The sequence below is a fragment of the Nostoc sp. FACHB-888 genome (assembly GCF_014696655.1).
In the GTDB taxonomy this organism is placed as follows: Bacteria; Cyanobacteriota; Cyanobacteriia; order Cyanobacteriales; family Nostocaceae; genus Nostoc.
Window position 1 is genome coordinate 69488 of the sequence record NZ_JACJQM010000011.1, and the last position, 26091, is coordinate 95578.

Here is a 26091-nt window from a genome sequence, read left to right on the forward strand (position 1 = left end):
AGTTAAAAGTTAAGGGTTAGCAGTTAGAGTTAGCATTTAGAGTTAAAAGTTAAGAGTTAATAACTTTCATAGGCCTACACCTTCTAATACCTAACTCCTCACCCCTAACTCTTAACTCCTCACTCCCAACTCATAACTCCTCACTCCTAACTCTGAAAAACCTATAACTCATAACTTATAACCCCTACGATGGCAACTACCGAGCGTAAACCGCTACTGTTAGATTTTGAAAAGCCCCTAGCAGAACTTGCAACCCGAATCGATCAAATTCGGCAACTTGCAGAAGAAAATGGTGTCGATGTTTCTGGTCAAATTCGTCAACTAGAAGCACGCGCTATGCAACTGCGTGAGGAAATTTTCAGTAGTCTATCCCCGTCTCAGCGACTGCAAGTTGCTCGTCATCCGCGTCGCCCCAGTACTCTCGATTACATTCAGGCTATTAGTGATGAATGGATGGAATTGCATGGCGATCGCTGTGGTGGTGACGATCCGGCTTTAGTTGGTGGTGTTGGTCGTCTAAGTGGGCAACCTGTGGTGATGTTGGGTCATCAAAAAGGCCGTGATACCAAAGACAATATTGCTCGTAACTTTGGAATGCCTTACCCTGGTGGCTACCGCAAAGCAATGCGATTGATGGAACACGCCAACAAGTTTAGTATGCCAATACTAACTTTTATCGACACGCCAGGAGCTTGGTCTGGAGTAGAAGCAGAACACCAAGGTCAAGGAGAAGCGATCGCCTACAACTTGCGGGAAATGTTTTGCTTAGATGTACCAATTATCTGCACAGTTATCGGTGAAGGCGGTTCAGGTGGCGCACTCGGTATTGGTGTAGGCGATCGCCTACTCATGTTTGAACACTCAGTTTATACTGTCGCTACTCCCGAAGCCTGTGCCGCTATTTTGTGGAAAGATGCTGCTAAGGCTCCCCAAGCAGCTGTTGCTCTAAAAATTATTTCCCACGACCTGAAAAAGTTGGGAATTATCGACCAAATACTGCCTGAACCCACCGGTGGCGCTCATTCCGATCCTTTAAAAGCCGCTACCATTCTCAAGCAAGTGCTATTGGAAAATTTAGACGAACTCAATCGTTTAACCGCTCCAGAACGCCGTCAACTGCGTTACGAAAAATTCCGCAAAATTGGTGTTTTTACAGAAGTTGCCCACTAACAGCACTACATAGTGATTGATTAGCCGAGCAGCAATGCTATAATTGCCTATGTGCTTAAAGATTTTTAACAATCTAGCCATAGGCATTTCCATGTTTGGTAAATCTACTCAATTTTATTGAGTAAGTTTTATGTTATCTAAGTAATCTAATTTGAGTGTACGGCATGGTTTTCCAGGCGATGATTTGTTGTCTTCACTGGTAAAACTCAAAATACAGCCACTATTGCACTGCATCATAGCAGTTGTTTAATAGAAATCATCAGATTTTTAGATTCCTTTAATCTATCTAAACCGAGAAGTGTAAATAATTGGGTGGTAATAGGCTTTGGGAACTGCCAAAAAATTGGGAGACACCATGAGTGTTGAGCAAAAACGACGCGCCCTGATTACTGGGGCAAGTAGTGGAATTGGGAAAGCAACGGCTTTAGCCTTTGCGAAAGCAGGAATAGATGTTGCTTTAGTCAGCCGTTCTTTGGATAAGTTGGAGGCGGTAAGAGAAGCTGTAGAGCATACTGGGGTCGAAGCGAAAGCTTACGCTGTAGATTTAGCGCGGATCTCCGAAGTAAAAGAAAAGATCCAAGCGATCGCTCTTGACTTTGGTGATATAGACATTCTGGTAAACAATGCTGGCATGGCCTATACAGCTACTTTGAGTGAAATCCCTCTAGAGGGCTGGCAGCAGGTAATTGACTTGAATCTTACCAGCGTGTTTCAGTGCATTGTGGGAATTTTGCCTTCAATGCGCGATCGAGGCATAGGCACAATTATTAACGTTGCCTCAATTGCCGCCAAGCAGCCCTTTCCCGGTTGGGGAGCATACAGCGTCAGCAAAGCTGGTTTGATTGCCCTTTCTCAAACCCTGGCACAAGAAGAACGCACCCACGGCATTCGTGTCACAACTATTTGTCCTGGCGCAGTCAATACCGAACTTTGGGACACAGAAACAGTCCATGCCAACTTAGACCGTTCCAAGATGTTAACCCCAGAAATTGTGGCTCAGTCAATTCTCCACACTGTTCTATTACCACAACAGGCAGTTATTGATGAATTGCTCCTGATGCCCAGTGCTGGCGCACTCTAATTGCAAAGTTAGGAGTTAGTAGTTAGGAGTTAGGAATTAGAATTTTTAACTCATAACTCATAACTCATAACTCATAACTAATGACAAAACCATAACCAAGATTGAATCATGACTACCGGTAGTTCCAACGGTTCCAATTTCTCTCAATCACCTCTGATCCCTGATTTGGCAGAAGCCATAACTCCTAGACCCGATCGCAACACCCACAACGGGCGACAAGCGGATGTGTCCCCCCCAAAAGAGGAACATCTGGAGGAAATGAAGGACGCCGTGCGGACACTAATATTGGGAGTTGGCGAAGACCCAGAACGCGAAGGACTCCTCAAAACACCCAAGCGAGTGGCTGAGGCAATGCGGTTTCTTACCAGTGGCTACACCCAATCCCTTGAAGAACTCGTTAACGATGCCATCTTTGATGAAGGGCATAACGAGATGGTACTAGTGCGAGATATTAATTTCTTTAGTCTGTGCGAACACCATATGCTGCCATTTATGGGTAGAGCGCACGTTGCTTATATCCCCAACCAAAAAGTTGTGGGACTGAGTAAGCTGGCCCGCATTGTTGAGATGTATTCCCGTCGCTTGCAAGTGCAGGAGAGATTAACCCGCCAAATTGCCGAAGCAATCCAAACCATTTTGGAACCTCAAGGGGTAGCCGTTGTGATGGAAGCTAGCCACATGTGTATGGTGATGCGCGGCGTTCAAAAACCAGGCTCTTGGACTGTCACTAGTGCAATGGTTGGTGCGTTCCAAGACGAACACAAAACCCGCGAAGAATTTTTTAACTTGATTCGCCATCAACCAGCATTCTTTTAAGGAATGGGGCATGGGGCATGGGGCATTGGGCATTGGGCATTCAAAAGAGGCAGAGGGGCGGGGTGCAGGGGGCAGAGGGGAAAACTCTTCTCCCTGCTCCCTGCTCCCTGCTCCCTGCTCCCTGCTCCCTGCTCCCTGCTCCCTGCTCCCTGCTCCCTGCTCCCTGCTCCCTGCTCCCTGCTCCCTGCTCCCTACTCCCTACTCCCTGCTCCCTGCTCCCTACTCCCCAATTTCTCAAACAACTTGGCTACTTTATCTAAATCTTTATTTCCAGGTGCGCGTTCCACTCCACTAGATAAATCAACGCCACTGGGATTAACCTGACTTAGAGCTTCCACAATATTATCTGCTGTTAATCCCCCAGCTAAAAACCAAGGGCAATTGGGGTTAAATTGCTCTAACATTGTCCAATCTAAGGTTTTGCCTGTACCACCCAGTTGTTGCGGATGGTAGGCATCCAGTAGTAAAGTATCTACGTAGCCTGTGTAATCAATTGCTGTGTCAAGATCCTCAATACTCCGAATTCTTAGCGCTTTAATAATTTCGACATTGGGTAAAACTTGACGCAATTGGTAGCAAAAATCTGGTAATTCATCTCCGTGTAACTGGACACCAGTCAACCCAGAATCAACAACTATCTGACTGATTTCGGGGATACTGGCGTTGGCAAAAACACCAATTGTGTCAATATTAGCCGGGAGTTCTGCTACTGCTGCCTGAATTTGGGATGTAGTCACATAGCGAGTTGAGGTTGGCACACAAATAAATCCTAGTGCCGTTGCGCCCAGAGAGGCGATCGCTATAGACTGCTGTGGTTGAGTGATGCCGCAAATTTTAACGCGCATGGAAATTTAGCAAATTTAAAATAATTATCAAAAAAGTCTAAACTATCCGAAAAACTTTTGTGCCTTGGTAATTTTATAATTTTGTAGGTCTACATTAACTTTTCCATTTAGGAGACAAAAGCTTGATTTCATCTATCTTACTAGCAGCTGCCCCAACTGTTCCCACAACACCTGCGTGGAATCCTACAGTAGGCATCATCATCAGCATCAGTAGCTTAGTAATTGTTTTGCTAAGTACTAGGATTGAAAAACCCTTAGTTGGCCCCAAGTTCCCCATCCTGCCGATTAGTATTCCAACATTCGTTGCAGCAATGGCTTTTGGTCATATTATCGGCGTTGGCATCGTTTTAGGACTGACTAACATCGGTCGTCTGTAGTTTTGCAATGATAAAGGCGTTGCTTGTAACGCCGCGATCCATACAAAACTCCTAAAAAGGATTTTAGTTCTTTCTCCAGCAAGAAAACTCATAAGCATCAGCCAGCCTCTGTGTAATAAGTCTAACTAAGGGGAGAGAGATTAACCTTCCCCTTGAGGGACGATTCTAAATACTTCATCAGCGGAGGATTTATATGGCTCTAGAGACGGGATTAATCCCTTCTGTAAAGCTTATTCAGTTAATTCATGCAGGAGAAAGAACTATGATGTCATCAATTTTATTAGCAGCCCAAGCCACTTTACCCAAAACTGGCACAGAATGGAGCTGGACTGAAGCTGGAATTATTATCGGCATTTGTCTATTATGTCTTTTGATTATTCCTCGGACAATTCGCTATCCTCACGTTGGTCCTAAGATGCCTTTGCCTTTTCCCTCGCTGTTCAATAATCCTAGTGCCGCTACATTCCTCGCTGCAATGAGTGCTGGTCACCTGATCGGTACTGGTACCGTTTTAGGATTGAGTAATCTCGGCGTTATTTAAATTTGATTTCTATCTAACACACTCAAAACGACGGACAGGGGGCAGGGAGTGGGGAGTGGCGAGGCGAGCAGTGAGCAGGGAGAAGAGTTTTCCCCTCTGCCCCCTGCACCCCGCCCCTCTGCCTCTTTTGAATGCCCAATGCCCAATCCCCTATTCCCAATACTCAATCCCCCACTTCAGAGTTTTGCTCACAGGCACTAATTGTCTATTCTAGAAATAAGAGCATCTTGTAACTCGGCACTACCGAATTGATGCTCAGAAATATATGTATAAGGATATACGCAAATATTGCAGTAGAGGAACTACTAGCGATATCTAGTTTTAGGACAATGTAATGCAAACAAATTGGAAAATTGGGTCTTTATTTGGAATTCCCCTGTTTTTAGACCCGTTATGGTTTGTGATTTTAGGGTTGGCAACTCTCAACTTTGGGGTAGCTTATCAAGAATGGGGGCCTGTTATAGCTTGGAGTGCTGGAATAGTTATGGCACTGTTGCTATTTGGTTCGGTGTTACTACATGAGTTGGGTCACAGCTTGGTAGCCCGATCGCAAGGCATTAAAGTTAATTCAATTACCCTATTTCTGTTTGGCGGAATTGCTGCTATTGAAGAAGAATCTAAAACTCCGGGCAAAGCCTTTCAAGTAGCGATCGCTGGGCCTTTGGTAAGTATCGGACTATTTTTCCTGCTAAGTCTGGGAAGCCTTGTGATACCTGATACTAGTCCACTCAGTGTCATGGTCGGAGATTTGGCGAGAATTAACTTGGTGGTAGCTCTATTTAACATGATTCCAGGCTTACCTCTAGATGGAGGGCAAGTGTTAAAAGCAGCACTATGGCAAATAACAGGTAATCGTTTTCAAGCCGTACACTGGGCTGCAAAGGCTGGGCAAATTTTGGGTTACAGTGCGATCGCTTTAGGATTTGTTGTAGATTTTGTGACTAGGGAGTTAGTAGCTGGTTTGTGGATTGCCCTGTTAGGTTGGTTTGCTGTCCGCAACGCTAACACCTATGACAACATGACTACGTTGCAAGAAAGCCTACTCAAAGTTGTGGCGGCTGATGCGATGACTCGTGACTTTCGGGTAATTGATGCTGATCAAACATTGCTATCGTTTGCGGATTTATACCTGTTGGAAACCGTTCCCTCACAGATTTATTTTGCTGCATCTGATGGACGTTACCGAGGTTTAGTTTCCATTGACGATTTTCGTTTAACCCAAAGAAGTGAATGGGAAATCCAAACCTTACACAGCATTGTGCATCCCTTGACAGAAATACCGACTGTTTCTGAAGCAACAACGATAGCTGAGGTAATTAACAAACTGGAAAATGAGCAGTTACCTCGAATTACCGTACTTTCTCCGGCTGGCGCTGTAGCTGGTGTAATTGACCGGGGAGATATTGTACGGGCGTTGGCACAAAAGTTAAATTTACGGGTAGCAGATGATGAGATTAAGCGGGTCAAAGAAGAAGGTAGCTATCCGCCTGGGTTGCAACTGGGAGCAATAGCGAAGTCAATTATAAATTAAACTTCATACCTTCGTCATAGCTTTGCAATAGATTCGTCAAAAGCTTGTGTGATATTTAATTTGGTATTTGGTTACAAAATGCTTTTTTTGGGTAAAAGGTAGGATTTCCTACCTTTTTTATTTTTTAAATTAACGTGAGTTCAATAAAGCTCTCCCTGCCTTGAAGTAAAGTTCAAGTCTTTCCCTCTCCGATTCGGAGAGGGACGGTTTTACGTAGTAAAACCAGGGAGAGGTTTCTTTGACATTGCCTCAAAGGATTGGAAAATTATTAAAACTTCCAGTTTAAAGAGAGTAAAATGTAAGTACGTGATATACTACGTCTCTCACTTACCCTGGTTTTATGGCACTGCCAATTGTTGCAATTATCGGACGCCCAAATGTGGGCAAATCCACCCTGGTTAATCGACTCGCCGGGGAACAAACGGCGATTGTCCATGATGAACCGGGAGTGACACGCGATCGCACTTATCTACCAGCTTTCTGGAATGGTCGTGAATTTTTGGTGGTAGACACTGGTGGTTTAGTTTTTAATGATGATACCGAATTTTTACCACTGATTCGCCAACAGGCAATGACAGCCCTTGCAGAAGCGTGTGGCGCTATTTTTGTCGTAGATGGTCAAACAGGCCCTACATCGGCAGATTTAGAAATCGCCGAATGGATGCGCCAACAAACCGTACCCGTTCTACTGGCTGTAAATAAATGTGAATCTCCAGAACAAGGCTTAATGCAAGCTGCCGAATTTTGGGAATTGGGATTGGGCGAACCTTACCCCATCTCCGCAATTCATGGCAGTGGCACAGGAGAGTTACTCGACGAGTTAGTTAACCACATTCCTGCTGTTGAAGACATCCCAGAAACTAATGAAATCAAAGTAGCAATTGTGGGACGGCCGAATGTTGGTAAATCGAGCTTACTGAATTCTTTTGTCGGGGAAGAAAGGGCAATTGTCAGCCCAATTTCTGGCACAACCCGCGATGCTATTGATACCGTAATTGAACGAGAGGGACAAACCTACCGTTTGATTGACACCGCAGGCATTCGCAAAAAGAAACACATCGAATACGGCACAGAATTTTTTAGTATTAACCGTGCTTTCAAAGCGATTCGCCGCGCTGACGTGGTTTTATTAGTAATAGATGCCGTAGATGGAGTTACTGAGCAAGACCAAAAATTAGCTGGGCGGATTATTGAAGAAGGTCGAGCTTGCATCATCGTCGTTAATAAGTGGGATGCTGTCGAAAAAGACTCTTACACAATCTACGACTACGAAAAAACTCTGCAATCACGGTTACATTTTACCGAGTGGGCAGAAACAATTTTTGTAAGTGCCTTGTCAGGACAACGGGTAGAGAAGATTCTCGAATTGGTGAAAACTGCGGCTGAATCACACAAACGCCGTGTCAGCACATCAGTAATTAACGAAGTCTTAACAGACGCTGTGAGTTGGCATTCACCGCCAGCATCTCGTGGTGGGCGTCAGGGCAAGATTTATTATGGTACACAAGTAAGTAGCCAACCACCAACGATCGCACTATTTGTCAATGATTCCAAACGCTTCAACGACAACTACCGCCGCTACATTGAACGCCAATTCCGGCAACAGCTAGGATTTAAAGGCACACCAATTATTTTACTGTGGCGGAGCAAAAAAGTGCGTGATGCTGAAGTTGGTAATGTTAATAGAGCAACTCGCGTCAAAATAAGTTAGGAGACGCGATTCATCGCGTCTGTACAGGAGTTATGAGTTAAAACCAAAATTGCTATTTTTAAACCTATGTCAACATAATAGGTTAACCCAGAAGTCAAAACTCCTAACTCCCAACTCCTAACTTTCAAATGGATTTATTACGATCGCTGCCACTTGGACTTTATTTAGAACAACCCCAAACTTGGCTGCATAAAATCGACCCGCGAGTCAAGTTCGCTTGGTTGATGAGCTTTTTAACAAGCTATGTTTTAGCTAACAACTTTTGGCGGGTGCTGCTGGTAGTAATATTGATTCTTGCCACTTTAATTGCCAGAATTCCCCGAAGAGTATGGCAGCAGCAAATGGGTTGGCTGTTAATGCTATCGTTTTTTATCTTAGTGATCGGAGCCATTAGCCCTGATGCAATGGGTGTAGATTATCAGCCACGCCTCCCAGCTAATGAACAAATATTAACCCAGCAAGCATTCTCCAAAAATATTGTTCAAGAGCCAGCAAGTAATAGCAAATACAGCTATGTGCTATTTCACAAAGGCCCAGTTAAAGTAACTCGCCGCTCCTTGGATTTGGCTGTACGTCTGAGTACAATTATATTTACCGTAATTTACAGTACCAACCTGTATCTGCTGACAACCGCACCAGAAGAAATCACATCTGGTATAGAAAGCCTAATGCAACCCCTGCGACGCTTCAAGTGGCCTGTCACCGAAATTGCTTTAACTTTAACCTTATCCTTGCGCTTTATTCCCCTGGTTTTAGAAGAAGTGCAAAACTTATTTCGCTCTGTGATGACAAGGGCAATAAATTGGAAAAAGCTGGGATTGAAAGGAGGGTTCAAGGTTTGGATGACAGTTGCAGAGAGACTTTTGGAAAATCTGCTCTTACGAGCCGATCAAATGGCAAATGCAATGATGGTACGGGGTTTTACTAGTCCCAACGAGCATCGAGTGCAGTGGCACGACTTACGATTCAAAGGGCGTGACTGGCTTGCTATTGCTAGTTTAATTTTATTCTGGGGAATACGCATAGCTATAGGAACTCAGGTCTAATTTTGTACAGAGAGAGTGGTAAGAGGTAATTATATTTTGTCATTCGTCAGTAGTTGTAGTTATTTCTACTCACTGCTGAAAATTGTTAACTAACTATTGACAACGCTTTTAAACAGTATGACCAAGGCTTGGTATTGGCGATCGCTACCCTTAGAAAAGCGCACAGGTTCGGAAGTTTTTGCTGCTCTTTTTCGCCCCACCTCCGCACCGGGAATTGCTACCCTACTGGAAAGTCCCTACCCAACGCCAATCGATCATCCTCAACTCAGCCGATATTCTATCTGTGCAGGCTCTCCTCGTATAGTCAATGGCATCGCCCAGATGTGGACACCAGAAGTAGGAGAAGTTTTTCCCTTCCTAGAAAAGTTGTTACAGCAAGAGGTAGGGAAAGATGAGGGGGATGAGGTAGCATTTTCTCCCCCATCTTTGCCAGCTTCCCCACCTCCCCATCTCCCCTTCACGGGCGGTTGGTTAGGTTGGCTAGGCTACGATGTAGCATGGGAAATTGAACAGCTACCTCGTCATAAAATTGATCCCCTGCCATTTCCCGTAGCTTTTTGGTATGAACCAAATTGTTTTGCTGTTTTGGATCACGCGCAACAAACTCTTTGGCTAGCCGCCAGTGATCCAAATGGACTCGATGAGTTAGAGGAGAAGTTAGTAAAGAAAGACCCAGGGAAAAGTCCCCGCGTCCCGGTGTTTTCTTCGCTTCCTCTCTTTTTGACATCGCAAGCAGATTATGAAACAGCAGTAAACCAGGCGAAAAAATATATTCAAGCTGGAGATATCTTTCAGGCAAATCTTTCATTGCGATTTCAAGCGTCCACATCGGCTTCTGGTTGGGAAATTTATCAAGCTTTGCAAAAAATCAATCCTTCTCCTTTTGCCAGCTATTGGCAAACACCTTGGGGGGAAGTGAGCAGTTGTTCGCCAGAACGGTTAGTAATGTTGCAAAATCGACAAGCCGAAACCAGACCAATCGCCGGGACGCGATCACGCGGTGTCACTCCAGAACAAGATATGCAACTGGCACAAGATTTACTCAGCAACACCAAAGAACGTGCAGAACACATCATGCTGGTGGACTTGGAACGTAACGATTTAGGGCGAGTCTGTGAATGGGGAACGGTTACAGTTGACGAATTGCTGACAATTGAGCGATATAGCCATGTGATGCATCTTGTCAGCAATATCAAAGGGACTTTAAAAGGCGAATACACCACCATTGATTTGATCCGTGCCACGTTTCCAGGTGGCACAATCACAGGTTGTCCCAAAGTCCGTTGCATGGAAATTATTGAAGAACTAGAACCCGTGCGGCGCAGCTTATTCTACGGTTCCTGCGGCTATTTAGATTGGCGTGGTCATTTAGATTTAAATATCTTAATCCGCACCCTGCTACTAGCTCCCATGTCTCAAGAAGGAGAGGCAGGGAGAGCAGGGGGAGCAGGGGAAGTAAATTCTTTCTCACCTCCCCACTCAGCGCTCAACACCGTCTGGGGGCAAGTTGGCGCGGGAATTGTTGCAGACAGCGATCCTGAGAAAGAATGGTATGAATCTCTGCACAAATCCCAGGCACAACTGGAAGCCCTGAAAATGTTAGATAATCATAGGAAGTAGGGAATAGGGAATAGGGCATTGAGCATGGTTATTCTCCTTGTCCCCTTGTCCCCCACTCCCAATTTTGTGCCATTCAGCGACAGTTGTGGCAGTATGGAAAGAAGTTGAAAAGTTCGCTGTTGCCCTTGGGAACTTCAAAGGGTGTTTTCCCTTGCCGCTTCAAACTTTCAACAAGAGGATCAGGACTGTTTTATGCCTTGTGCCGCCAAGTTGGTGAATTTGAGTTACCAAAGCACATAGCGATATCTATCGACAATCCTCTACTCTTCGAGTCTAAGCTTCGCGGGTCATATTGGACCATTTCGCCTCACTACCACTAGCTTCATCTGCCTATTAAAAACTAGATCAAGGTCTTCGTAACCGCAGTTTTGCATTTTAAGCAAATATTCTGACGAATGTTGGTATTATCGTCTGAATGTTTGGAATTCACTGCGAAAAGATATATATACTCCCACCTTGACTACACCTTGACTCTTAAATGAATCCAGAAAACGCAGAAACTTACATAAACCATCCAACTTGGGGTTTACTCTACAAAATCTGTATGGTTGATGAGAACCAGGATTTGTTCACCACACTTTATGCCCAGCGCCTGTTTTTTTTGGTAGCGAATGACGTTAAAGGTGTTAAATTCCAGTCTCTAGGACGTACTGAGGCTAGAATGATGTTGGAAAATCGCTTACGTACCCTGCGGCGCAGTGGACATTCTCAGGAGTACGATCAGCTTCAGAGTGTTTTCCAACGCACCTTCCAATGAATAGTTCGATTTCCGAACGTATTGTTACCATTCGCTCCTCACTGCCAACTTCAGTCCGATTGATTGCTGTTAGCAAGCAAGCTTCTGCCCAGGCCATTCGGTCTGCCTATGCCGCAGGAATTCGTGATTTTGGGGAGAGTCGCATCCAAGAAGCTGCCAGCAAACAAGCCGAGTTGCAAGACTTACCGGATATTACCTGGCACTTTATTGGACATTTGCAAAGCAATAAAGCCAAAAAAGCCATTGAACAATTCCATTGGATTCACTCCGTGGATAATTTGAAACTGGCACAGCGCTTAGATCAATTGGCGCAACAGCTAGGAGTAAGCCCCCAGGTTTGCCTGCAAGTGAAAATTCTCCCCGATCCCAACAAGTCTGGTTGGAGTGTGCCAGAACTGTTGGCTGATTTACCTACACTCGATCAATACAAAAATTTACAAATTCAAGGTTTGATGACAATTCCGCCTTCAGGATTAAATGATCCCGAAATTCTAAATGTGTTTAATCTCAATCGTGAACTGGCAAAAGAAATCCAGCAGCAAAACTGGTCGCACATTAAAATGCAGCACTTGTCTATGGGTATGTCAGGCGACTACGAACTGGCAGTGCAAGCAGGCGCAACGATGGTACGATTAGGAACAATTTTGTTTGGCGATCGCTCTTAGCCCATTGTTCATCAACTTTGTAGGTCAGTATTAATACAGATCAGGATTTGATGACAACAATTTTGTAACAGACTGGTGCAATTGGAAACAAAGGATATAGTATTGACAAGAGCAATCGTCAAGGAAAAATGGGGTAAAAGGAGCTTTCCTTCGGACAAACCTTAGGATATAATCTTGACTCATTATTAGGTTTAGGCGATGCACAAAACTTTTCAAGAAGTGCCAGTTCATCGCCAAAACCAGTAGTATGGGTTACAAATAGCAAGAGGCTTGCTGAAGTATCCACGGATGTAGCCTAGTTTACCTAAGTAGGCATCGCTCCTAGCTCAATTTATCCTAAGCCAAGTCAATGCTGGCTATTCGCACCAGGAGAGTACACACACAATGAACAATATATTTTCCAAACTCAGAGACTTTGTGGGTCTAAATGAGCAAGTGGAATACGAGTATTACGAAGAAGAACCAGAAACAGATAATAATTACCAAAACCTGTATCAGCAAGAAAATCCCCAACCACCTGCACCACAGGAGAGCGCAACCGCTCAAAATCGACGCTGGCGAGAACCAGTGCCTACAATGGGAGATGAGATAGCAGCAGGTTCAAAGCCAATGGGGAATGTGATTGGTATGCCAGGAGCAATTAACGGAATTTCGGAAGTTTTAGTCCTCGAACCACGCACTTTTGAAGAAATGCCCCAGGCAATTCAAGCGTTGCGAGAACGCAAGTCAGTGGTATTAAATCTGACAATCATGGACCCAGATCAAGCTCAACGAGCAGTAGATTTTGTTGCAGGTGGTACTTACGCACTAGATGGACATCAAGAACGCATCGGTGAAAGCATCTTCTTGTTTACACCAAGCTGTGTCCAAGTTAGTACTCAAGGTGGTGTTCTTCATGAAGTACCACAACCACCAGCACGTCCATCTCGTCCTACAGGTTCTCCAAATCAAAACTGGGGCAACGAAACTAACCGGATGGCACAATAAAGTTAAATTAGTTGTTAGTCCTTTGTCCTTTGTCATTTGTCCTGAGTCTTGATATATAGTGACAAATGACTAATGACAAACGACGAGTGACTAATGACTAATTAGCAATGACTATAAAATTTGGCTTAATTGGTGGTGGGGTAATGGGAGAAGCACTCTTATCCCGCCTTATAGCGCGTGGAATTTATCAATCATCAGAAGTCATAGTTAGCGAACCGCTACCTTCACGCCTAGATTTTTTAAAACAGCAATACGATGTTGCTGTAACGACAGATAATACCGAGGTTTTCACGCAAGTAAAAGAAGTTGTCTTTTTGGCAATAAAACCGCAGGTGTTTAGTGCGATCGCTCAAGAATTAGCAGATATTGATATTATTAATAAAGAACACTCACCCCTGATCATTTCCATCTTGGCGGGTGTGCCTTTAAGCCAGCTAGAAGCTGCATTTGTGCAATTGCCAGTTATTAGAGCAATGCCCAACACTCCAGCAACAGTGGGAGCGGGAGTTACAGCGATTTGTTTAGGTGCATACACCAGCCCCAAGCACCACCAAATAGCACAGCAAGTTTTTTCTGCTGTGGGAGAAGTAGTGGAAGTGTCAGAAGCGCTGATGGATGCAGTAACAGGGCTATCTGGTAGCGGCCCCGCTTACGTGGCGCTTTTGGTAGAAGCACTTGCTGATGGCGGAGTATCCGCAGGTTTACCTAGAGCAATTGCCAATCAATTAGCTTTACAAACCGTACTAGGAACAGCGAAACTGTTACATGAAACCAAAATGCACCCAGCAGAACTCAAAGATCGGGTTACCAGTCCCGGAGGTACAACCATTGCGGGGATTGCCAAGTTAGAACAGGCAGGATTTCGTTCAGCTTTAATTGAAGCAGTAAAAGCTGCCGCAGAGCGATCGCAAGAACTGGGAAAATAATAAAGAGTCCTTTGTCATTTGTCCTTTATCCTTTGTGAAAAACTAATGACTAATGACAAATGGCAAATGACTAATAACGAAGTTGACAAAAGACTCGTTAATATAATAAACAATCTGGTTGCAAATGTGATTGAGTGAATTATCCTGCGCCGTCTCCAGAACTTGACTTAGGGTCTATATTTCCCTTTGATCTGGATCAGTTTCAAAAAGAAGCGATCGCGTCCCTAAACGCCGGACGCTCCGTAGTCGTGTGTGCGCCCACAGGTTCGGGCAAAACATTGGTTGGGGAATACGCCATTTATCGCGCCCTGGCGCGAGGAAAACGTGTATTTTATACTACTCCCCTAAAGGCGTTGTCGAATCAAAAATTACGTGACTTTCGAGAAAAATTCGGGTTTGATCAAGTCGGACTGTTAACTGGAGATGCCTCCATCAACAGAGATGCACCGATTTTGGTGATGACCACAGAAATTTTCCGAAATATGCTCTATGGCACACCCATTGGGCAAATAGGCATCTCATTAGTAGACGTTGAAGCGGTAATACTTGATGAGTGCCACTATATGAACGATCGCCAGCGCGGTACAGTTTGGGAAGAATCAATCATCTATTGTCCCCGTGAAGTGCAACTGGCAGCCCTCTCAGCAACGGTTGCTAACAGTGATCAACTCACGGACTGGTTAAATCGCGTTCATGGCCCAACAGACCTGATTTACTCCGATTTTCGCCCAGTCCCCTTGGAATTTCACTTTTGCAATCCCAAAGGGTTATTTCCCCTGCTGAATGATAGCAAAACCAAAATTAACCCCCGCCTTCAGAAGAAGAAGGGGAGAGGGGGAGAAAAGGAGAGGGGAAGAAGTGGTAGACCCGAAGCTCCGGGAATAATTTATACCTTGAGCCAGTTAGAGCAACGTGATATGCTACCAGCCATTTACTTCATCTTCAGCCGCCGGGGATGTGATAAAGCAGTGGCAGAAGTAGGTGATTTATGGCTGGTAAATAATGAAGAGTCCCAGATTTTGCGGCAACAGATTGATGACTTTTTAGCCCGCAATCCTGAAGCCGGGCGTTCTGGACAAATTGCACCCCTATATCGGGGAATTGCTGCCCACCACGCCGGAATTTTGCCTGCTTGGAAAGCATTAGTAGAAGAACTGTTTCAGCAGGGACTGATTAAAGTCGTATTCGCCACTGAAACGCTGGCTGCGGGAATTAATATGCCCGCGCGGACAACAGTAATTTCCACCCTTTCTAAGCGGACTGACACCGGACATCGCCTGTTGAATGCTTCCGAATTCTTGCAAATGGCGGGACGAGCAGGCCGCCGGGGGATGGATAAACAAGGTCATGTTGTAACAGTCCAAACTCCCTTTGAAGGAGCCAAAGAAGGCGCGTATTTGGCAACATCCAAGCCAGACCCCCTTGTAAGCCAGTTTACGCCTAGTTATGGCATGGTACTCAACTTGCTGCAAACACACACCCTAGAGCAAACCAGGGAACTGATAGAACGCAGCTTTGGACAGTACATGGCCACCTTGCATTTAAGACCAGAATACGATGAGATTGCCGAACTGCAAACTCAATTAGCTCAACTTCATGAGCAAATCGCCGCAGTTGATGAAAATGAACTGGCTGTTTATGAAAAATTGCGGCAACGCCTGAAGGTGGAACGCCAGATATTAAAAACCTTGCAAGAGCAAGCACAGGATGACAGACAAGAAGAACTGGGGATGATGTTGGGCTTTGCAGTGTCAGGAACTCTGTTGAGTCTCAAGGGGAAAAACATCACAGTGTCTGTACCTGTAACCGCAGTGTTAGTGGGAAAATCGCCGGGTTCTGGTCAAGCTCCTTACTTGGTATGCTTAGGGCACGATAATCGCTGGTATGTGGCAACGACAGGGGATGTAGTCGATTTGTATGCTGAACTGCCGCGAATTGAGGTGCCACCTGATTTACTACCACCCCCAGAGATGCCCTTGAAGCCAGGACAGTCGCGCCGTGGTAACCAAGAAACATTTGCGATCGCAGCACGTATTCCCGATCCGATAGAATCTTTGAATCTGGCTCCAGAAGTAGCAGAACAACTCAGCCGCACTACCGCCGTCCAAGAGCAATTAGAAGCTCATCCTCTGCATCAATCAGGCAATGCTGCTACGCTTTTCAAGCGCCGGGCCCGCTATGTCGAACTAGAAGCCGAACTTGAACAATTGCAAGGACAAGTAGACCAACACTCACAACGTCATTGGGAAGAATTTCTCAATTTAATCTCAATTCTGCAACACTTTGGCGGTTTAGATAACTTAGTGCCCACAGAATTAGGGCGAATCGCTGCCGCCATTCGGGGTGAGAATGAGTTGTGGTTAGGTTTAGTATTCGCTAGTGGTGAATTGGACAATTTAGATCCGCATCATTTAGCCGCCGCTGCCGCTGCTTTAGTGATGGAAACCCCACGTCCAGATAGCAAGGTTAACTTTGAGCTTAGTAACGAAGTGGCAGAAGCCTTAGCAAAATTGCGGGGAATTCGCCGCCAAATGTTCCAACTACAACGGCGGTATAATGTAGCGTTGCCTATATGGTTGGAGTTTGAGTTAATTGCCATAGTGGAACAATGGGCGCTAGGAATGGAGTGGGTAGAACTCTGCGAAAACACCACCTTAGATGAAGGCGATGTGGTGAGAATTCTCCGGCGGACGTTGGATTTATTATCGCAAATACCCCACGTTCCGCATTTGCCAGACTCTTTCTTGCGTAATGCCTATCGGGCGATGCAGTTGATTGATCGATTCCCTGTGAATGAGGTGGTTGAATAAAACCAATTCGCAATTCGCAATTCGCAATTCGCAATTCGCAATTAAACTAAGCCCGACACTAGGGGTGGGGTTTTTATCTACGCTTGCGATACAAGGACTGTTTCGCCCACCAGGGGCGAGGTTTTTAACCTTCACTTTTTGATAAACAGGACGCTACGCAAAATTAGACGTGCTGTAGGAGCAATTCATGAATTGCTCCTACAAACCGCCCCAAGAATGAATTTAGATTTGACCAAATAATAGTAGTGGTACTTAGAGGATGTTTGAAAAGTCCTCATCTTGGTAGCAAAACGTTTTAGATCCCCCTAAATCCCCCTTAAAAAGGGGGACTCTGATTCCGGTTCCCCCCTTAAAAAGGGGGGTTAGGGGGGATCAATAAGTGCCTAAAATCACAGCCAACCACTTTTCAAACAACCTCTTAGTTAAAAATGCTTTTTTGGTTTCGTATATCTTCTATACATGATTAATCACGTGTATATAACAGAAGTTATAGCGGCTATAAGCACTATTCAATCTTAGTACACTAAATTTCCAGTACCGCGCAACTGACGCAAAGAATTTACACAGTAGGGACAGTCACAGCCAAATGTCTGGATTGCAGCATCACTTTCTTCCTCAGTAAAGTTCAACATAGCAATATTGTCATCTGATACTGATGTGACAACGCTTGAGGAACGCGTAGAAGCATAGGGTTGCTTTCTTTCCGAATCTCGAATGCACACAAAATCTTTTCCACCATGTGGGTTAGTGATACAGGTACGACCGTCTTGTGTGTGCATTAGTCGCTGAGTAATACTAGCATGAGCAGGATTCAATACCGCCAACGTAGACATCAGCGACACAAAAATTGAGGAACTGGAAAGCAAATTTAAGATAATTTTTTTGTTCATAGATTTCTTTGAGAAAATTGTTTACTAGCTTAGGGTATTCGATTTACTTTCAAACTTCAAGTGAATTTCCTCTAAGAATAGCTAGCTTGACAGTTATTATCTAAGAAAGTTCCATATCTATCCAATTAGTTTGAACAGCAATTAGTTGCTACAGCAGAATTCAGCAGCAAACAAGCTTGATGTCTGGTTTTAAGACCTAAGTAGTCTACTTTACAAAAATTAAATCTGCTGTATATCCCTAAGATAGTAATTGTTTGCTTGATGTAAGCAGTTATAGCCCTTTGAAATCTTATGCAGAGCGATAAATCGTTCATTACGAACAAAAATTATATTTTATATTCTTATATAAAATGGAGAACCACGATCGCTATCTTTAAAGCTTAAAAAGCTTAGTGTTAACCAAAAGATAGTATAACTATTTAGCAATTAAGCTGATATAGATTCTCATTCTTAAATGTTTGACTTGTAAAAAGTTCTTTTTTTCATTACATTTGGAAAAAGGCTCATGTACCAAGTAATTTACTAGCCTAAACATAAAAAATGAAACGGAAACTACATTCAGAATCTTCAGGTTGTTGCAACGGTGAACATGAGCATCACGAGAATCATAACCATGTTCATAATCATGAAGAGAATCATAACCATGACCATAATCACGAACACGATGGAGAATTCAATCTGAAAAATGAGGTATTGCCTTTGGTAGTAATTTTAAGTTTATATGTGCCCGGTGTAATTTTTGAAGATCAATTACACAATACATTCTATTCAATAGGTGAATATCTGCTTTTCATTCCTGCCTATTTATTAAGTGGATGGAGTGTTTTACATACTGCCGGACGCAATATACTCAGAGGTAGAATATTCGATGAAACATTTTTGATGACAGTAGCCACACTGGGTGCGATCGCAATTCATAAATTACCCGAAGCTGTCGGAGTCATGTTATTTTATAAAATTGGGGAATTGTTTCAAGATATTGCCGTTAGTCGTTCTCGTAATTCTATTAAAGCCTTATTAGAAGTCCGCCCAGACTATGCAAATATTCAAACAGAGGGAGAACTAAAAAAAGTACCCCCAGACACAGTAAATATTGGAGATATTATCCTTGTAAAGCCTGGAGAAAAGATTCCCTTAGATGGTGAGATTATAGATGGGAATTCCCAAGTTGATACGTCTGCATTAACTGGAGAATCTGTACCGCGAACAGTAAGGCTGGGGGAGACAGTTTTGGCTGGGATGATCAACAAAATGGGTGTGATCAGCATCAGAGTAACGAAACTATTTGATGACTCTTCCATTGCTAAGATTTTAGACTTGGTACAAAATGCCAAAAGTAAAAAAGCAGAAACAGAAAAATTTATTACTAAATTTGCCCGATATTATACACCAATAGTAGTTTTTATATCTTTAGCAGTCGCAATATTACCTCCTTTATTCATTTCTGGCGCAACTTCTTCAGAATGGATTTATCGCGCCTTAATTTTATTAGTTATTTCCTGCCCGTGTGGACTAGTTATCAGTATTCCATTAGGTTACTTTGGAGGCGTGGGAGGTGCAGCTAGACGCGGGATATTGGTTAAAGGTTCTACTTTTCTAGATACTTTAAATGCAGTCAATACAGTTGTTTTTGATAAAACTGGAACCCTAACTCACGGGGTATTTAAAGTAGCAAAAATAGTACCATCAAATGGCTATGTTGAACAAGGATTGCTGGAATTAGCTGCCAAAGTAGAATCGCACTCAAATCATCCCATCGCTCAATCTATCCGCAAGGCTTATGGTGGAAAAATCGATGATTTTGAGGTGAGGGATTATGAAGAGATAGCAGGCTATGGAATTAAAGCCAAGCTTGAAAATAGGGTAGTGATAGCGGGAAGCGATCGCTTACTCCGTAGAGAGAATATTGCTCATGATAATTGCCAGTTAGAGGGAACAGTTATTCATCTAGCAGTGGATAATATTTACGCTGGGTATATTGTTATTGCTGATGAGTTGAAAGAAGATGCAAGACAAGCTATTCATGCACTCAAAAGAATGGGTGTAGAGAAAACAGTAATGTTGACAGGAGATAATCAAGCGATCGCATCCCGGATTGCTCAACAGCTAGGCATAGATGCTTGCGAAGCAGAGTTATTACCAGAAGAAAAAGTTAATGCCATTGAGAAGTTACTAAGCACTGTTGGTAAGCATAATAAAGTTGCCTTTGTTGGGGATGGTATTAATGACGCGCCAGTGATTGCTAGAGCAGATGTTGGCATAGCGATGGGCGGATTAGGCTCAGATGCGGCAATAGAAACTGCCGATATTGTGATCATGACAGATGCACCCTCAAAAGTGGCAGAAGCAATACAAATCGCTAGAAAAACAAGGCAAATCGTTTGGCAAAATATCGGTTTTGCGTTAGCAATTAAAGGTGTATTCATTGGATTGGGTATTTTAGGCGTAGCGACAATGTGGGAAGCCGTATTTGCTGATGTGGGAGTAGCTTTACTTGCAATTTTCAACGCAACTAGAGTGATGAAATAAAGTTTTTGGAAAATCGGGAATCCGTAATTGGAAAATTGTAGAAGTTAAAACTGAAAAGAAATAATTGAATATATTGAACACTCCCAAATCGAATTCCCGCAAAGGTAGACTATGAAATTATCTATTAAAGGTATCGCTACAGCTGCGTTGGCTTTGGTGTTAACTTTAGCAATTTCAGTAGTTGCATTACCCCAGAAAACCAATCAACCGCCAACCGATGCGCGAACGCAACCCTTAAAAGACACCTTAATCGTTCCTGGCGAACGAGTTGGGCCGATAACACGCACAACCACCAAGCAGGATTTAGTCAAGCTGTTCGGTGCATCCCACCTTACTGATAAAACCATTTCTGGCCCTGAAGGAATGGGTAGTTTCACAGCTACTCAGGTAAACCTAAATCAGGGACGTTCTTTGTTGGTAGTTTGGAGTGATAATACTCGTACCAAACCTGTAGATGTACGTAACCTGGGTTCAGCTTGGAAAACCCGCGAAGGTATCGGTATTGGAACCGAATTGAGCGAGTTACGCAAGAAGTTAGGTAACTTTAAACTCTATGGATTGGCGTGGGATTACGGCGGCACTATTTTGCTGGATAGTAGCCGATTATCTAGCTATCAGGGCAAACTCATCCTGCGAGTAGATACTGCTCCCAATGCTGCACAGAAATATGCCAATGACTACAAAGCAGTGTCAGGCGATCGCACTTTTTCTTCTAGCAATCCCCATTGGAAACCTCTGGGAATCAGGCTAGCAGAAATAATCGTTGTACTCAACCCAAGTCAGTAGTGGTACGCTAATGCTAAACATCAGTTTGCTTGCTAATACCTAAAAAAGCAATTCCGTAGGCAGCTTGTTTTGTAGTATATTCACTGTCGTTCCAACAGCTTTCTACTAGCTTAACTGCTGGAGGGCGACAGCGATCGCAACAAAAACTAGATGCACTTCAGGCAGAATTTGACATCCACAGCGAGAAGTTTAAGCAGATGAAGAAAGCTGTAACAATTGAGGCTGGTACGGCAGTCAAGTTTCAATTAGAACAGCAGTTTCTTGATGAAGAGGCAAAACTGGCACATCTTAGCGATGAACTAGATAAAATTGAGTCTGCATTGCAATCATGAGACTTATGTAAATATACAGTTATTTGGCGGATGAAAATTAGGATTGCCTAACCCTGGAAACAAGAAAAACATAGATATTAAGTTAATTGGTGTTTGTTTATACTATTTCAATTTTTTGTAGTCGTTATACTCATGACTTAGGTTCTACCTGGGAATTAGGAAGTGGCTTTGCCACTTCTTTTTATTTATCTAGTGACCCAGTAAAAATAAATTAAAAGTTAAAAGTAATTCGTTCAACTTTTAAACTTTATTAATTGTTATACCATTTGGCAAAATACCTACTATAGCTACATTGCTAAGGGCGTACAGCTGTACGCCCCTATACCCCATTCATTTGTTGCAAAGATTGTTGACAATAGGATGATTTTGTGAATGTTTAATTGACCAAGTAGTTTGACGGAATTCTAGTCAATAGACATGATCTTAATCATTACTCATTGTATCTTGCCATCTCTCACGCTTGGGCTTGCTCTCGACATCACGCGATCGCCCTTCTTGCCAAGTTCCCCACATTAGGGATTGCTGTTTTTCAACATGGTTAATAAACTGCATGATTGACTGATCTGCTTTGATGGGAGTTTTCAAATCAAACTTAATTGTTTGGACAATCTTAATATCACCCACAAGAAAGAACTTACCTGCAATCTTAGTCAGCCATAGCACGATTCGATTGCATAACCAACTAAAAAACCCTTTACGCTTCTTAGTAATTAACAAGATTTGGCCTTCAGCTTTTCCCCCTTCGTGGAGGCGAACTGCAAACATCATGTGGACATGGAAGAAATCAGGGCCAACTGTCACAATGCCAATGCTACCGAACCAATAGCAAATACTGTAAGTTATGGCATTTTTATAAAAAAGACGGATGAGCTTGATCAAAAAGGAATTTTCTTGAATAGGTGTAGTGTTGTTAAAGATAATCGCATTTTCGTTCAGTTCCTGTCTTTCAAAAATAATATCTATTGGCAGTTTGTGAACTACATTGAGGTGTTGAGCATCAATCGCATTAATCATCACCACATTAGGGTGACAGTTCATTACAAAGTGAGAATGGATAGCAACATTACACTCTTTGTTTTCCAACTCTGGAACAAAAGGTAGGGGTTGTTGTGGTATTTCTCCAGTCCAAACCCAAATCATCCCGTACTTTTCAGCAGTGGGCCAAGTTTGTAATTTCAAAGAAGGCGGCGTATCTAAACATGGGATATCAACACACATCCCCTCAGCATCAAACTTCCAGTGATGGAAAAAACAACGTAGTGCATTACCCTCAACTTGTCCTTCAGCAAGGTGAGCACCCATGTGGGGACAGTAAGCATCAAAGGTAACAACTCTTTTGTCTTTACCACGGTAAATTACTAGTTCTCTGCCCAAAATCGTGACAGGTTTTACTTCACCCACCCGCAGATTTTGAGAAGGTATTACCCAATACCATCCCTCAATAAAACGCTCTGGATTATTAAAATTTTTAGGTTTACGGATTGAGCTAAAAGTCTGCGAGTTAAGATTCATTTTTATGGTTTCACTTGAGGTGAAGCAGTTGATCTAGAAGTAACATGAGAACTATAAAAAAACAGTTACTTTCAGTACCATGACAAACATTTGCCCAATAAATAGAGCAAGTTAGAGAAGTAAAATATTGAATGGAATTTATTAAAAATGTTAAAATTAGACTTAGTTAAATATCAGCTTATGTAAACTAATAAGCTGTAACGCATTTAACTTGAACATTTACATGAAGGCTGATGATCGATGACTGATGACTGATGACTGATGACTGATAACCGTCAACAGTTAACACAAATCATCTGGTTAAGAATCAGGATTTTTATAGAGAAGAAACCACCACAACTCTAATCCAACCAAGGCTAAACCAGCGATCGCAACCCCAACTTTTAAACCCAAAGGTTGCTCGATACGGTGAAATTGGCTGGTTTGCTCTGATGAGTGGGCTGACATTTCTGCTAATGTTACACCTGATAATCCAGTGAGAAGCATTAAAGCTGTAAGGGTTCCCCAAAGCATTTTTTTACTGAACATTTCCTAAATTACCCTGCAATTATGAGATAGCTTTTGGTTGAAATTTACGCAATCTGAGAGCATTGCTAACAACAGACACCGAAGAAAGAGCCATTGCAGCGCCGGCAATAATTGGATTAAGTAACCAACCAAAGATAGGAAACAGAATTCCAGCTGCAATAGGAATACCAATGACGTTGTAAATAAAAGCAAAGAAAAGATTTTGCTTGATATTGTTGATCGTGGCGCGACTAAGTTGAATTGCTGTGACAATTCCTTGCAAATCTCCAGAAATTAGAGTGATATCGCTAGCTGCGATCGCAACATCTGTTCCCGTCCCAATAGCAATTCCCACATCAGCCTGTGCTAAGGCTGGGGCATCATTTATGCCATCACCTACCATTGCGACAATGGAGTGGGGGGATGAGGGGGATGAGGGAGAATAATAATTGTTTGCTTGCTTCCTCTGCTTCCTCTGCTCTCTTTGCAGAGATTGGATAATCGCTGCCTTTTGATCTGGACGCACTTCGGCAAATATTCGCTGAATGCCGACTTGCTTTGCGATCGCTTCAGCAGTTTTACGATTATCTCCGGTGAGCATTATTACTTCTAAACCTAACTTCTGTAAAGCTTTCACCACTGCTGTTGATGAAGGTTTGAGGGCATCGGCAATACCCATTATTCCTTGTAGTTCGCCATCTACAGCAATCAAAATGACTGTTTTACCAGCAGCTTCCCATGTATCTTTATACTGCTGGAGACTTATGGTGTTAATTCCCAGTTCTGTTAACCAGCGTTGTGTACCAATTTGCACAAGGCTATCTGAAACAAATGCTTGCACCCCACTACCGGCGATCGCCTGAAAGTTTCTGACCTGTGTTAAACTCACTTCTTGAGACTGGGCATATTTCACCACTGCTGACGCTAAAGGATGCTCAGAATTATGTTCCACCGTTGCTGCTAACTGTAAAAGCTTGATTTCATTACCATTAGCTGTACCGTTAACAGTCACAAAGTCTGTAACTGTAGGTTTCCCCTGAGTCAAAGTGCCAGTTTTATCTAGAACGATGGTTTGAATTTTGTGTGCTAGTTCTAAGCTGTCTGCACCCTTAATCAGAATGCCATTTTCTGCACCTTTGCCTGTCCCCACCATTACAGAAGTGGGGGTAGCTAAACCCAAAGCACAAGGACAAGCGATAATTAGTACACCCACCGTTGTCATTGTTGCTAGGGTGAGGTTGCCAGTGAAATTAAACCAAATGACGAAAGTGGCGATCGCAACGGCAATCACAGCTGGTACAAACCATCCTGTCACCTGATCTGCCAAGCGTTGAATTGGTGCTTTAGAACCTTGTGCTTGTTGCACTAATTTGACGATTTGAGCCAAAAATGTATCATTTCCAACTCGTGTCACCCGAAACTGAAATGCACCCGCACCGTTAATCGTCGCCCCAATCACCTCATCTCCTGGCTGCTTTTTGACTGGCAAACTTTCACCCGTCACCATCGCTTCATCTACCGTCGAAGCGCCTGTAATCACTTCGCCATCTACGGGAATCTTTTCACCGGGACGCACCAAAATCACATCGTTGATTCTGACTTCGGCGATGGGAACATCAATTTCTATTCCATCACGGATAACTCTGGCATCTCTGGCTTGCAATCCGATGAGTTTGCGGATGGCTTCAGAAGTTTGCCCCCTAGCGCGATTTTCCAACAACCGCCCCAACAAAATTAAGGTAATGACAATGGCGGCAACTTCATAATAAATATGAGGTATCAAGCCCTGAGCAATAAAAAATTTCGGTAAAACAGTGACAAACAAAGAATATAGATACGCTGCACTTGTACCCAAAGCAATCAGCGTGTCCATCGTCGCTGTATGGCGCTTGAGGGATTTCCAGCCATTGCGGAAAAAAGATCCACCACACCAGAACACGACGGGTGTTGTCAGCAGTAATTGTATCCAAGGATTTTGCAGGAAACTTGGAATCAAGGGTAAATTTAGCCCAGTCATCATGGGCAACGATCCCAAAAATAGGAAAATGCTGATTACACCTCCCACCGCTACCTTGAGAGAGAGTTGGCGTTGTAATGCCTGCCTGCTTGCAATCTCTGCATCATCCTCTTCGGTGAGCAATTCTTCCTGGAGTGAGTAAGAAGAGTATCCCGCAGCAGCGATCGCAGCTTGAATTTTCTCTAAATTGGCTAGAGAGCGATCGTACTTAATGGCGGCTTGCTCTGCTCCAAAGTTAACATTGCAGTCAATTACTCCAGAAACAGAGCGAATTGCCTTTTCTATGTTGTTGGCGCAAGCGGCGCAACTCATGCCTCGAAGTTTGAGTGTGAGAGTATCCATGCTGGAGATTGGGGATTAGGTATTAGGTATTGGGGATTAGGGATTGGACATTGGTTATTTACCCAGTCCCCAGTCCCCTTTCTTTAAACAACTGGATAGCCAGCAGCAGCCAACGCTTCCTTAATGGCTGTTTCTGATGCTTGAGTTTCTACACTGACAAGCTTGGTTGTTGGATCAGCCTGAACGCTAGCATTAGCATCGACTGCCTGAAGTGCTTTGGTAATGGTGCTTGCACAAACAGAACAAGCCATGTTGGGAACTGTGAGTTGGAGAGTCATAGATTTACGGGATAG

Annotated in this window: 23 protein-coding genes; 17 read left to right on the forward strand and 6 right to left on the reverse strand. The window is 43.5% G+C overall.

What is annotated here, in order from left to right; translation table 11 throughout:
- Window positions 1-189 precede the first annotated feature (189 nt).
- From H6G26_RS09475 to folE, 3 genes are all read left to right on the forward strand, one after another.
- Window positions 190-1170, forward strand: coding sequence for an acetyl-CoA carboxylase carboxyltransferase subunit alpha (locus tag H6G26_RS09475; protein WP_100898945.1), 981 nt, complete (start codon window positions 190-192; stop codon window positions 1168-1170).
- Between the two features lie 355 nt (window positions 1171-1525).
- Complete coding sequence (locus tag H6G26_RS09480) at window positions 1526-2251, forward strand: SDR family oxidoreductase (protein ID WP_190729015.1); 726 nt, start codon at window positions 1526-1528, stop codon at window positions 2249-2251.
- A 108-nt stretch (window positions 2252-2359) separates the two neighbouring features.
- Window positions 2360-3067 carry a GTP cyclohydrolase I FolE gene (folE, locus tag H6G26_RS09485; protein WP_190729016.1) on the forward strand — a complete coding sequence of 236 codons (708 nt, stop codon included), beginning with the start codon at window positions 2360-2362 and terminating at the stop codon, window positions 3065-3067.
- Between the two features lie 191 nt (window positions 3068-3258).
- Here the strand turns inward: folE and H6G26_RS09490 are convergent, their stop codons facing one another.
- On the reverse strand, window positions 3259-3912 hold the full coding sequence (locus H6G26_RS09490; RefSeq protein WP_190729017.1) for a phosphoribosylanthranilate isomerase: 654 nt from the start codon (window positions 3910-3912) through the stop codon (window positions 3259-3261).
- Between the two features lie 122 nt (window positions 3913-4034).
- Here H6G26_RS09490 and psaK (H6G26_RS09495) point away from each other — a divergent pair, with 122 nt between their 5' ends.
- From psaK (H6G26_RS09495) to H6G26_RS09545, 11 genes are all read left to right on the forward strand, one after another.
- On the forward strand, window positions 4035-4289 hold the full coding sequence (psaK, locus tag H6G26_RS09495; RefSeq protein WP_190729018.1) for a photosystem I reaction center subunit PsaK: 255 nt from the start codon (window positions 4035-4037) through the stop codon (window positions 4287-4289).
- 262 nt (window positions 4290-4551) lie between these two features.
- Window positions 4552-4830: a photosystem I reaction center subunit PsaK gene (psaK, locus tag H6G26_RS09500; protein WP_190729019.1), complete on the forward strand. Its 279-nt coding sequence runs from the start codon at window positions 4552-4554 to the stop codon at window positions 4828-4830.
- 334 nt (window positions 4831-5164) lie between these two features.
- Window positions 5165-6361, forward strand: a complete 1197-nt coding sequence (locus H6G26_RS09505) for a site-2 protease family protein (RefSeq protein ID WP_190729020.1) — start codon at window positions 5165-5167, stop codon at window positions 6359-6361.
- Between the two features lie 340 nt (window positions 6362-6701).
- Window positions 6702-8072, forward strand: a complete 1371-nt coding sequence (gene der / locus H6G26_RS09510) for a ribosome biogenesis GTPase Der (protein ID WP_190729021.1) — start codon at window positions 6702-6704, stop codon at window positions 8070-8072.
- Between the two features lie 128 nt (window positions 8073-8200).
- On the forward strand, window positions 8201-9118 hold the full coding sequence (locus tag H6G26_RS09515) for an energy-coupling factor transporter transmembrane protein EcfT (RefSeq protein WP_190729022.1): 918 nt from the start codon (window positions 8201-8203) through the stop codon (window positions 9116-9118).
- Window positions 9119-9235: 117 nt separating this feature from the next.
- Complete coding sequence (locus H6G26_RS09520) at window positions 9236-10738, forward strand: anthranilate synthase component I (RefSeq protein ID WP_190729023.1); 1503 nt, start codon at window positions 9236-9238, stop codon at window positions 10736-10738.
- A 478-nt stretch (window positions 10739-11216) separates the two neighbouring features.
- The gene (pipX, locus tag H6G26_RS09525; protein ID WP_069068710.1) at window positions 11217-11495 is read left to right on the forward strand and encodes a transcriptional coactivator PipX; all 279 of its coding nucleotides are present in this window, start codon (window positions 11217-11219) and stop codon (window positions 11493-11495) included.
- Window positions 11492-12160 (forward strand): YggS family pyridoxal phosphate-dependent enzyme, encoded by a 669-nt coding sequence (locus H6G26_RS09530; protein ID WP_190729024.1) that lies wholly within the window; start codon window positions 11492-11494, stop codon window positions 12158-12160. Before pipX ends, H6G26_RS09530 begins: the two co-directional genes overlap by 4 nt.
- A 384-nt stretch (window positions 12161-12544) precedes the next feature.
- Complete coding sequence (locus tag H6G26_RS09535) at window positions 12545-13147, forward strand: cell division protein SepF (protein WP_190729025.1); 603 nt, start codon at window positions 12545-12547, stop codon at window positions 13145-13147.
- A 107-nt stretch (window positions 13148-13254) separates the two neighbouring features.
- Window positions 13255-14073, forward strand: coding sequence for a pyrroline-5-carboxylate reductase (proC, locus tag H6G26_RS09540; RefSeq protein WP_190729026.1), 819 nt, complete (start codon window positions 13255-13257; stop codon window positions 14071-14073).
- Window positions 14074-14207: 134 nt separating this feature from the next.
- Window positions 14208-16883 (forward strand): DEAD/DEAH box helicase, encoded by a 2676-nt coding sequence (locus tag H6G26_RS09545; RefSeq protein WP_190729027.1) that lies wholly within the window; start codon window positions 14208-14210, stop codon window positions 16881-16883.
- A 515-nt stretch (window positions 16884-17398) separates the two neighbouring features.
- On the opposite strand, the gene H6G26_RS09550 is transcribed toward H6G26_RS09545, so the two are convergent.
- Entirely contained in the window at window positions 17399-17773 is a 375-nt protein-coding gene (locus tag H6G26_RS09550) for a hypothetical protein (RefSeq protein WP_190729028.1), read from the reverse strand.
- A 540-nt stretch (window positions 17774-18313) separates the two neighbouring features.
- Here H6G26_RS09550 and H6G26_RS09555 point away from each other — a divergent pair.
- From H6G26_RS09555 to H6G26_RS43725, 3 genes are all read left to right on the forward strand, one after another.
- A complete protein-coding gene (locus H6G26_RS09555) occupies window positions 18314-20302 on the forward strand; it encodes a heavy metal translocating P-type ATPase (protein WP_190729029.1) in 1989 nt (662 codons plus the stop codon).
- 111 nt (window positions 20303-20413) lie between these two features.
- Window positions 20414-21088, forward strand: coding sequence for a hypothetical protein (locus H6G26_RS09560; RefSeq protein ID WP_190729030.1), 675 nt, complete (start codon window positions 20414-20416; stop codon window positions 21086-21088).
- Window positions 21089-21285: 197 nt separating this feature from the next.
- Window positions 21286-21420 (forward strand): hypothetical protein, encoded by a 135-nt coding sequence (locus H6G26_RS43725; RefSeq protein ID WP_277883781.1) that lies wholly within the window; start codon window positions 21286-21288, stop codon window positions 21418-21420.
- 423 nt (window positions 21421-21843) lie between these two features.
- Here H6G26_RS43725 and H6G26_RS09565 read toward each other — a convergent pair whose 3' ends face one another.
- The 4 genes from H6G26_RS09565 to H6G26_RS09580 form a co-directional block, all read right to left on the reverse strand.
- Window positions 21844-22932, reverse strand: coding sequence for an aromatic ring-hydroxylating dioxygenase subunit alpha (locus H6G26_RS09565; RefSeq protein WP_190729031.1), 1089 nt, complete (start codon window positions 22930-22932; stop codon window positions 21844-21846).
- A gap of 300 nt (window positions 22933-23232) precedes the next feature.
- Window positions 23233-23460 (reverse strand): hypothetical protein, encoded by a 228-nt coding sequence (locus tag H6G26_RS09570; RefSeq protein WP_190729032.1) that lies wholly within the window; start codon window positions 23458-23460, stop codon window positions 23233-23235.
- 19 nt (window positions 23461-23479) lie between these two features.
- Complete coding sequence (locus H6G26_RS09575) at window positions 23480-25798, reverse strand: heavy metal translocating P-type ATPase (RefSeq protein ID WP_190729033.1); 2319 nt, start codon at window positions 25796-25798, stop codon at window positions 23480-23482.
- An 83-nt stretch (window positions 25799-25881) separates the two neighbouring features.
- Window positions 25882-26076: a heavy-metal-associated domain-containing protein gene (locus H6G26_RS09580; RefSeq protein WP_190729034.1), complete on the reverse strand. Its 195-nt coding sequence runs from the start codon at window positions 26074-26076 to the stop codon at window positions 25882-25884.
- Window positions 26077-26091 lie beyond the last annotated feature (15 nt).

Bases quoted from the DNA above. Each gene is read 5' to 3' on its own strand.
- H6G26_RS09575 (WP_190729033.1), bottom strand. From the start codon at position 25,798: ATGGATACTCTCACACTCAAACTTCGAGGCATGAGTTGCGCCGCTTGC.
- proC (WP_190729026.1), top strand. From the start codon at position 13,255: ATGACTATAAAATTTGGCTTAATTGGTGGTGGGGTAATGGGAGAAGCA.
- H6G26_RS09550 (WP_190729028.1), bottom strand. From the start codon at position 17,773: ATGAACAAAAAAATTATCTTAAATTTGCTTTCCAGTTCCTCAATTTTT.
- H6G26_RS09555 (WP_190729029.1), top strand. From the start codon at position 18,314: ATGAAACGGAAACTACATTCAGAATCTTCAGGTTGTTGCAACGGTGAA.
- pipX (WP_069068710.1), top strand. From the start codon at position 11,217: ATGAATCCAGAAAACGCAGAAACTTACATAAACCATCCAACTTGGGGT.
- H6G26_RS43725 (WP_277883781.1), top strand. From the start codon at position 21,286: ATGAAGAAAGCTGTAACAATTGAGGCTGGTACGGCAGTCAAGTTTCAA.
- H6G26_RS09475 (WP_100898945.1), top strand. From the start codon at position 190: ATGGCAACTACCGAGCGTAAACCGCTACTGTTAGATTTTGAAAAGCCC.
- folE (WP_190729016.1), top strand. From the start codon at position 2,360: ATGACTACCGGTAGTTCCAACGGTTCCAATTTCTCTCAATCACCTCTG.
- H6G26_RS09560 (WP_190729030.1), top strand. From the start codon at position 20,414: ATGAAATTATCTATTAAAGGTATCGCTACAGCTGCGTTGGCTTTGGTG.
- H6G26_RS09530 (WP_190729024.1), top strand. From the start codon at position 11,492: ATGAATAGTTCGATTTCCGAACGTATTGTTACCATTCGCTCCTCACTG.
- der (WP_190729021.1), top strand. From the start codon at position 6,702: ATGGCACTGCCAATTGTTGCAATTATCGGACGCCCAAATGTGGGCAAA.
- H6G26_RS09480 (WP_190729015.1), top strand. From the start codon at position 1,526: ATGAGTGTTGAGCAAAAACGACGCGCCCTGATTACTGGGGCAAGTAGT.
- H6G26_RS09520 (WP_190729023.1), top strand. From the start codon at position 9,236: ATGACCAAGGCTTGGTATTGGCGATCGCTACCCTTAGAAAAGCGCACA.
- H6G26_RS09570 (WP_190729032.1), bottom strand. From the start codon at position 23,460: ATGTTCAGTAAAAAAATGCTTTGGGGAACCCTTACAGCTTTAATGCTT.
- H6G26_RS09580 (WP_190729034.1), bottom strand. From the start codon at position 26,076: ATGACTCTCCAACTCACAGTTCCCAACATGGCTTGTTCTGTTTGTGCA.
- psaK (WP_190729019.1), top strand. From the start codon at position 4,552: ATGATGTCATCAATTTTATTAGCAGCCCAAGCCACTTTACCCAAAACT.
- H6G26_RS09565 (WP_190729031.1), bottom strand. From the start codon at position 22,932: ATGAATCTTAACTCGCAGACTTTTAGCTCAATCCGTAAACCTAAAAAT.
- H6G26_RS09505 (WP_190729020.1), top strand. From the start codon at position 5,165: ATGCAAACAAATTGGAAAATTGGGTCTTTATTTGGAATTCCCCTGTTT.
- H6G26_RS09515 (WP_190729022.1), top strand. From the start codon at position 8,201: ATGGATTTATTACGATCGCTGCCACTTGGACTTTATTTAGAACAACCC.
- H6G26_RS09535 (WP_190729025.1), top strand. From the start codon at position 12,545: ATGAACAATATATTTTCCAAACTCAGAGACTTTGTGGGTCTAAATGAG.
- H6G26_RS09490 (WP_190729017.1), bottom strand. From the start codon at position 3,912: ATGCGCGTTAAAATTTGCGGCATCACTCAACCACAGCAGTCTATAGCG.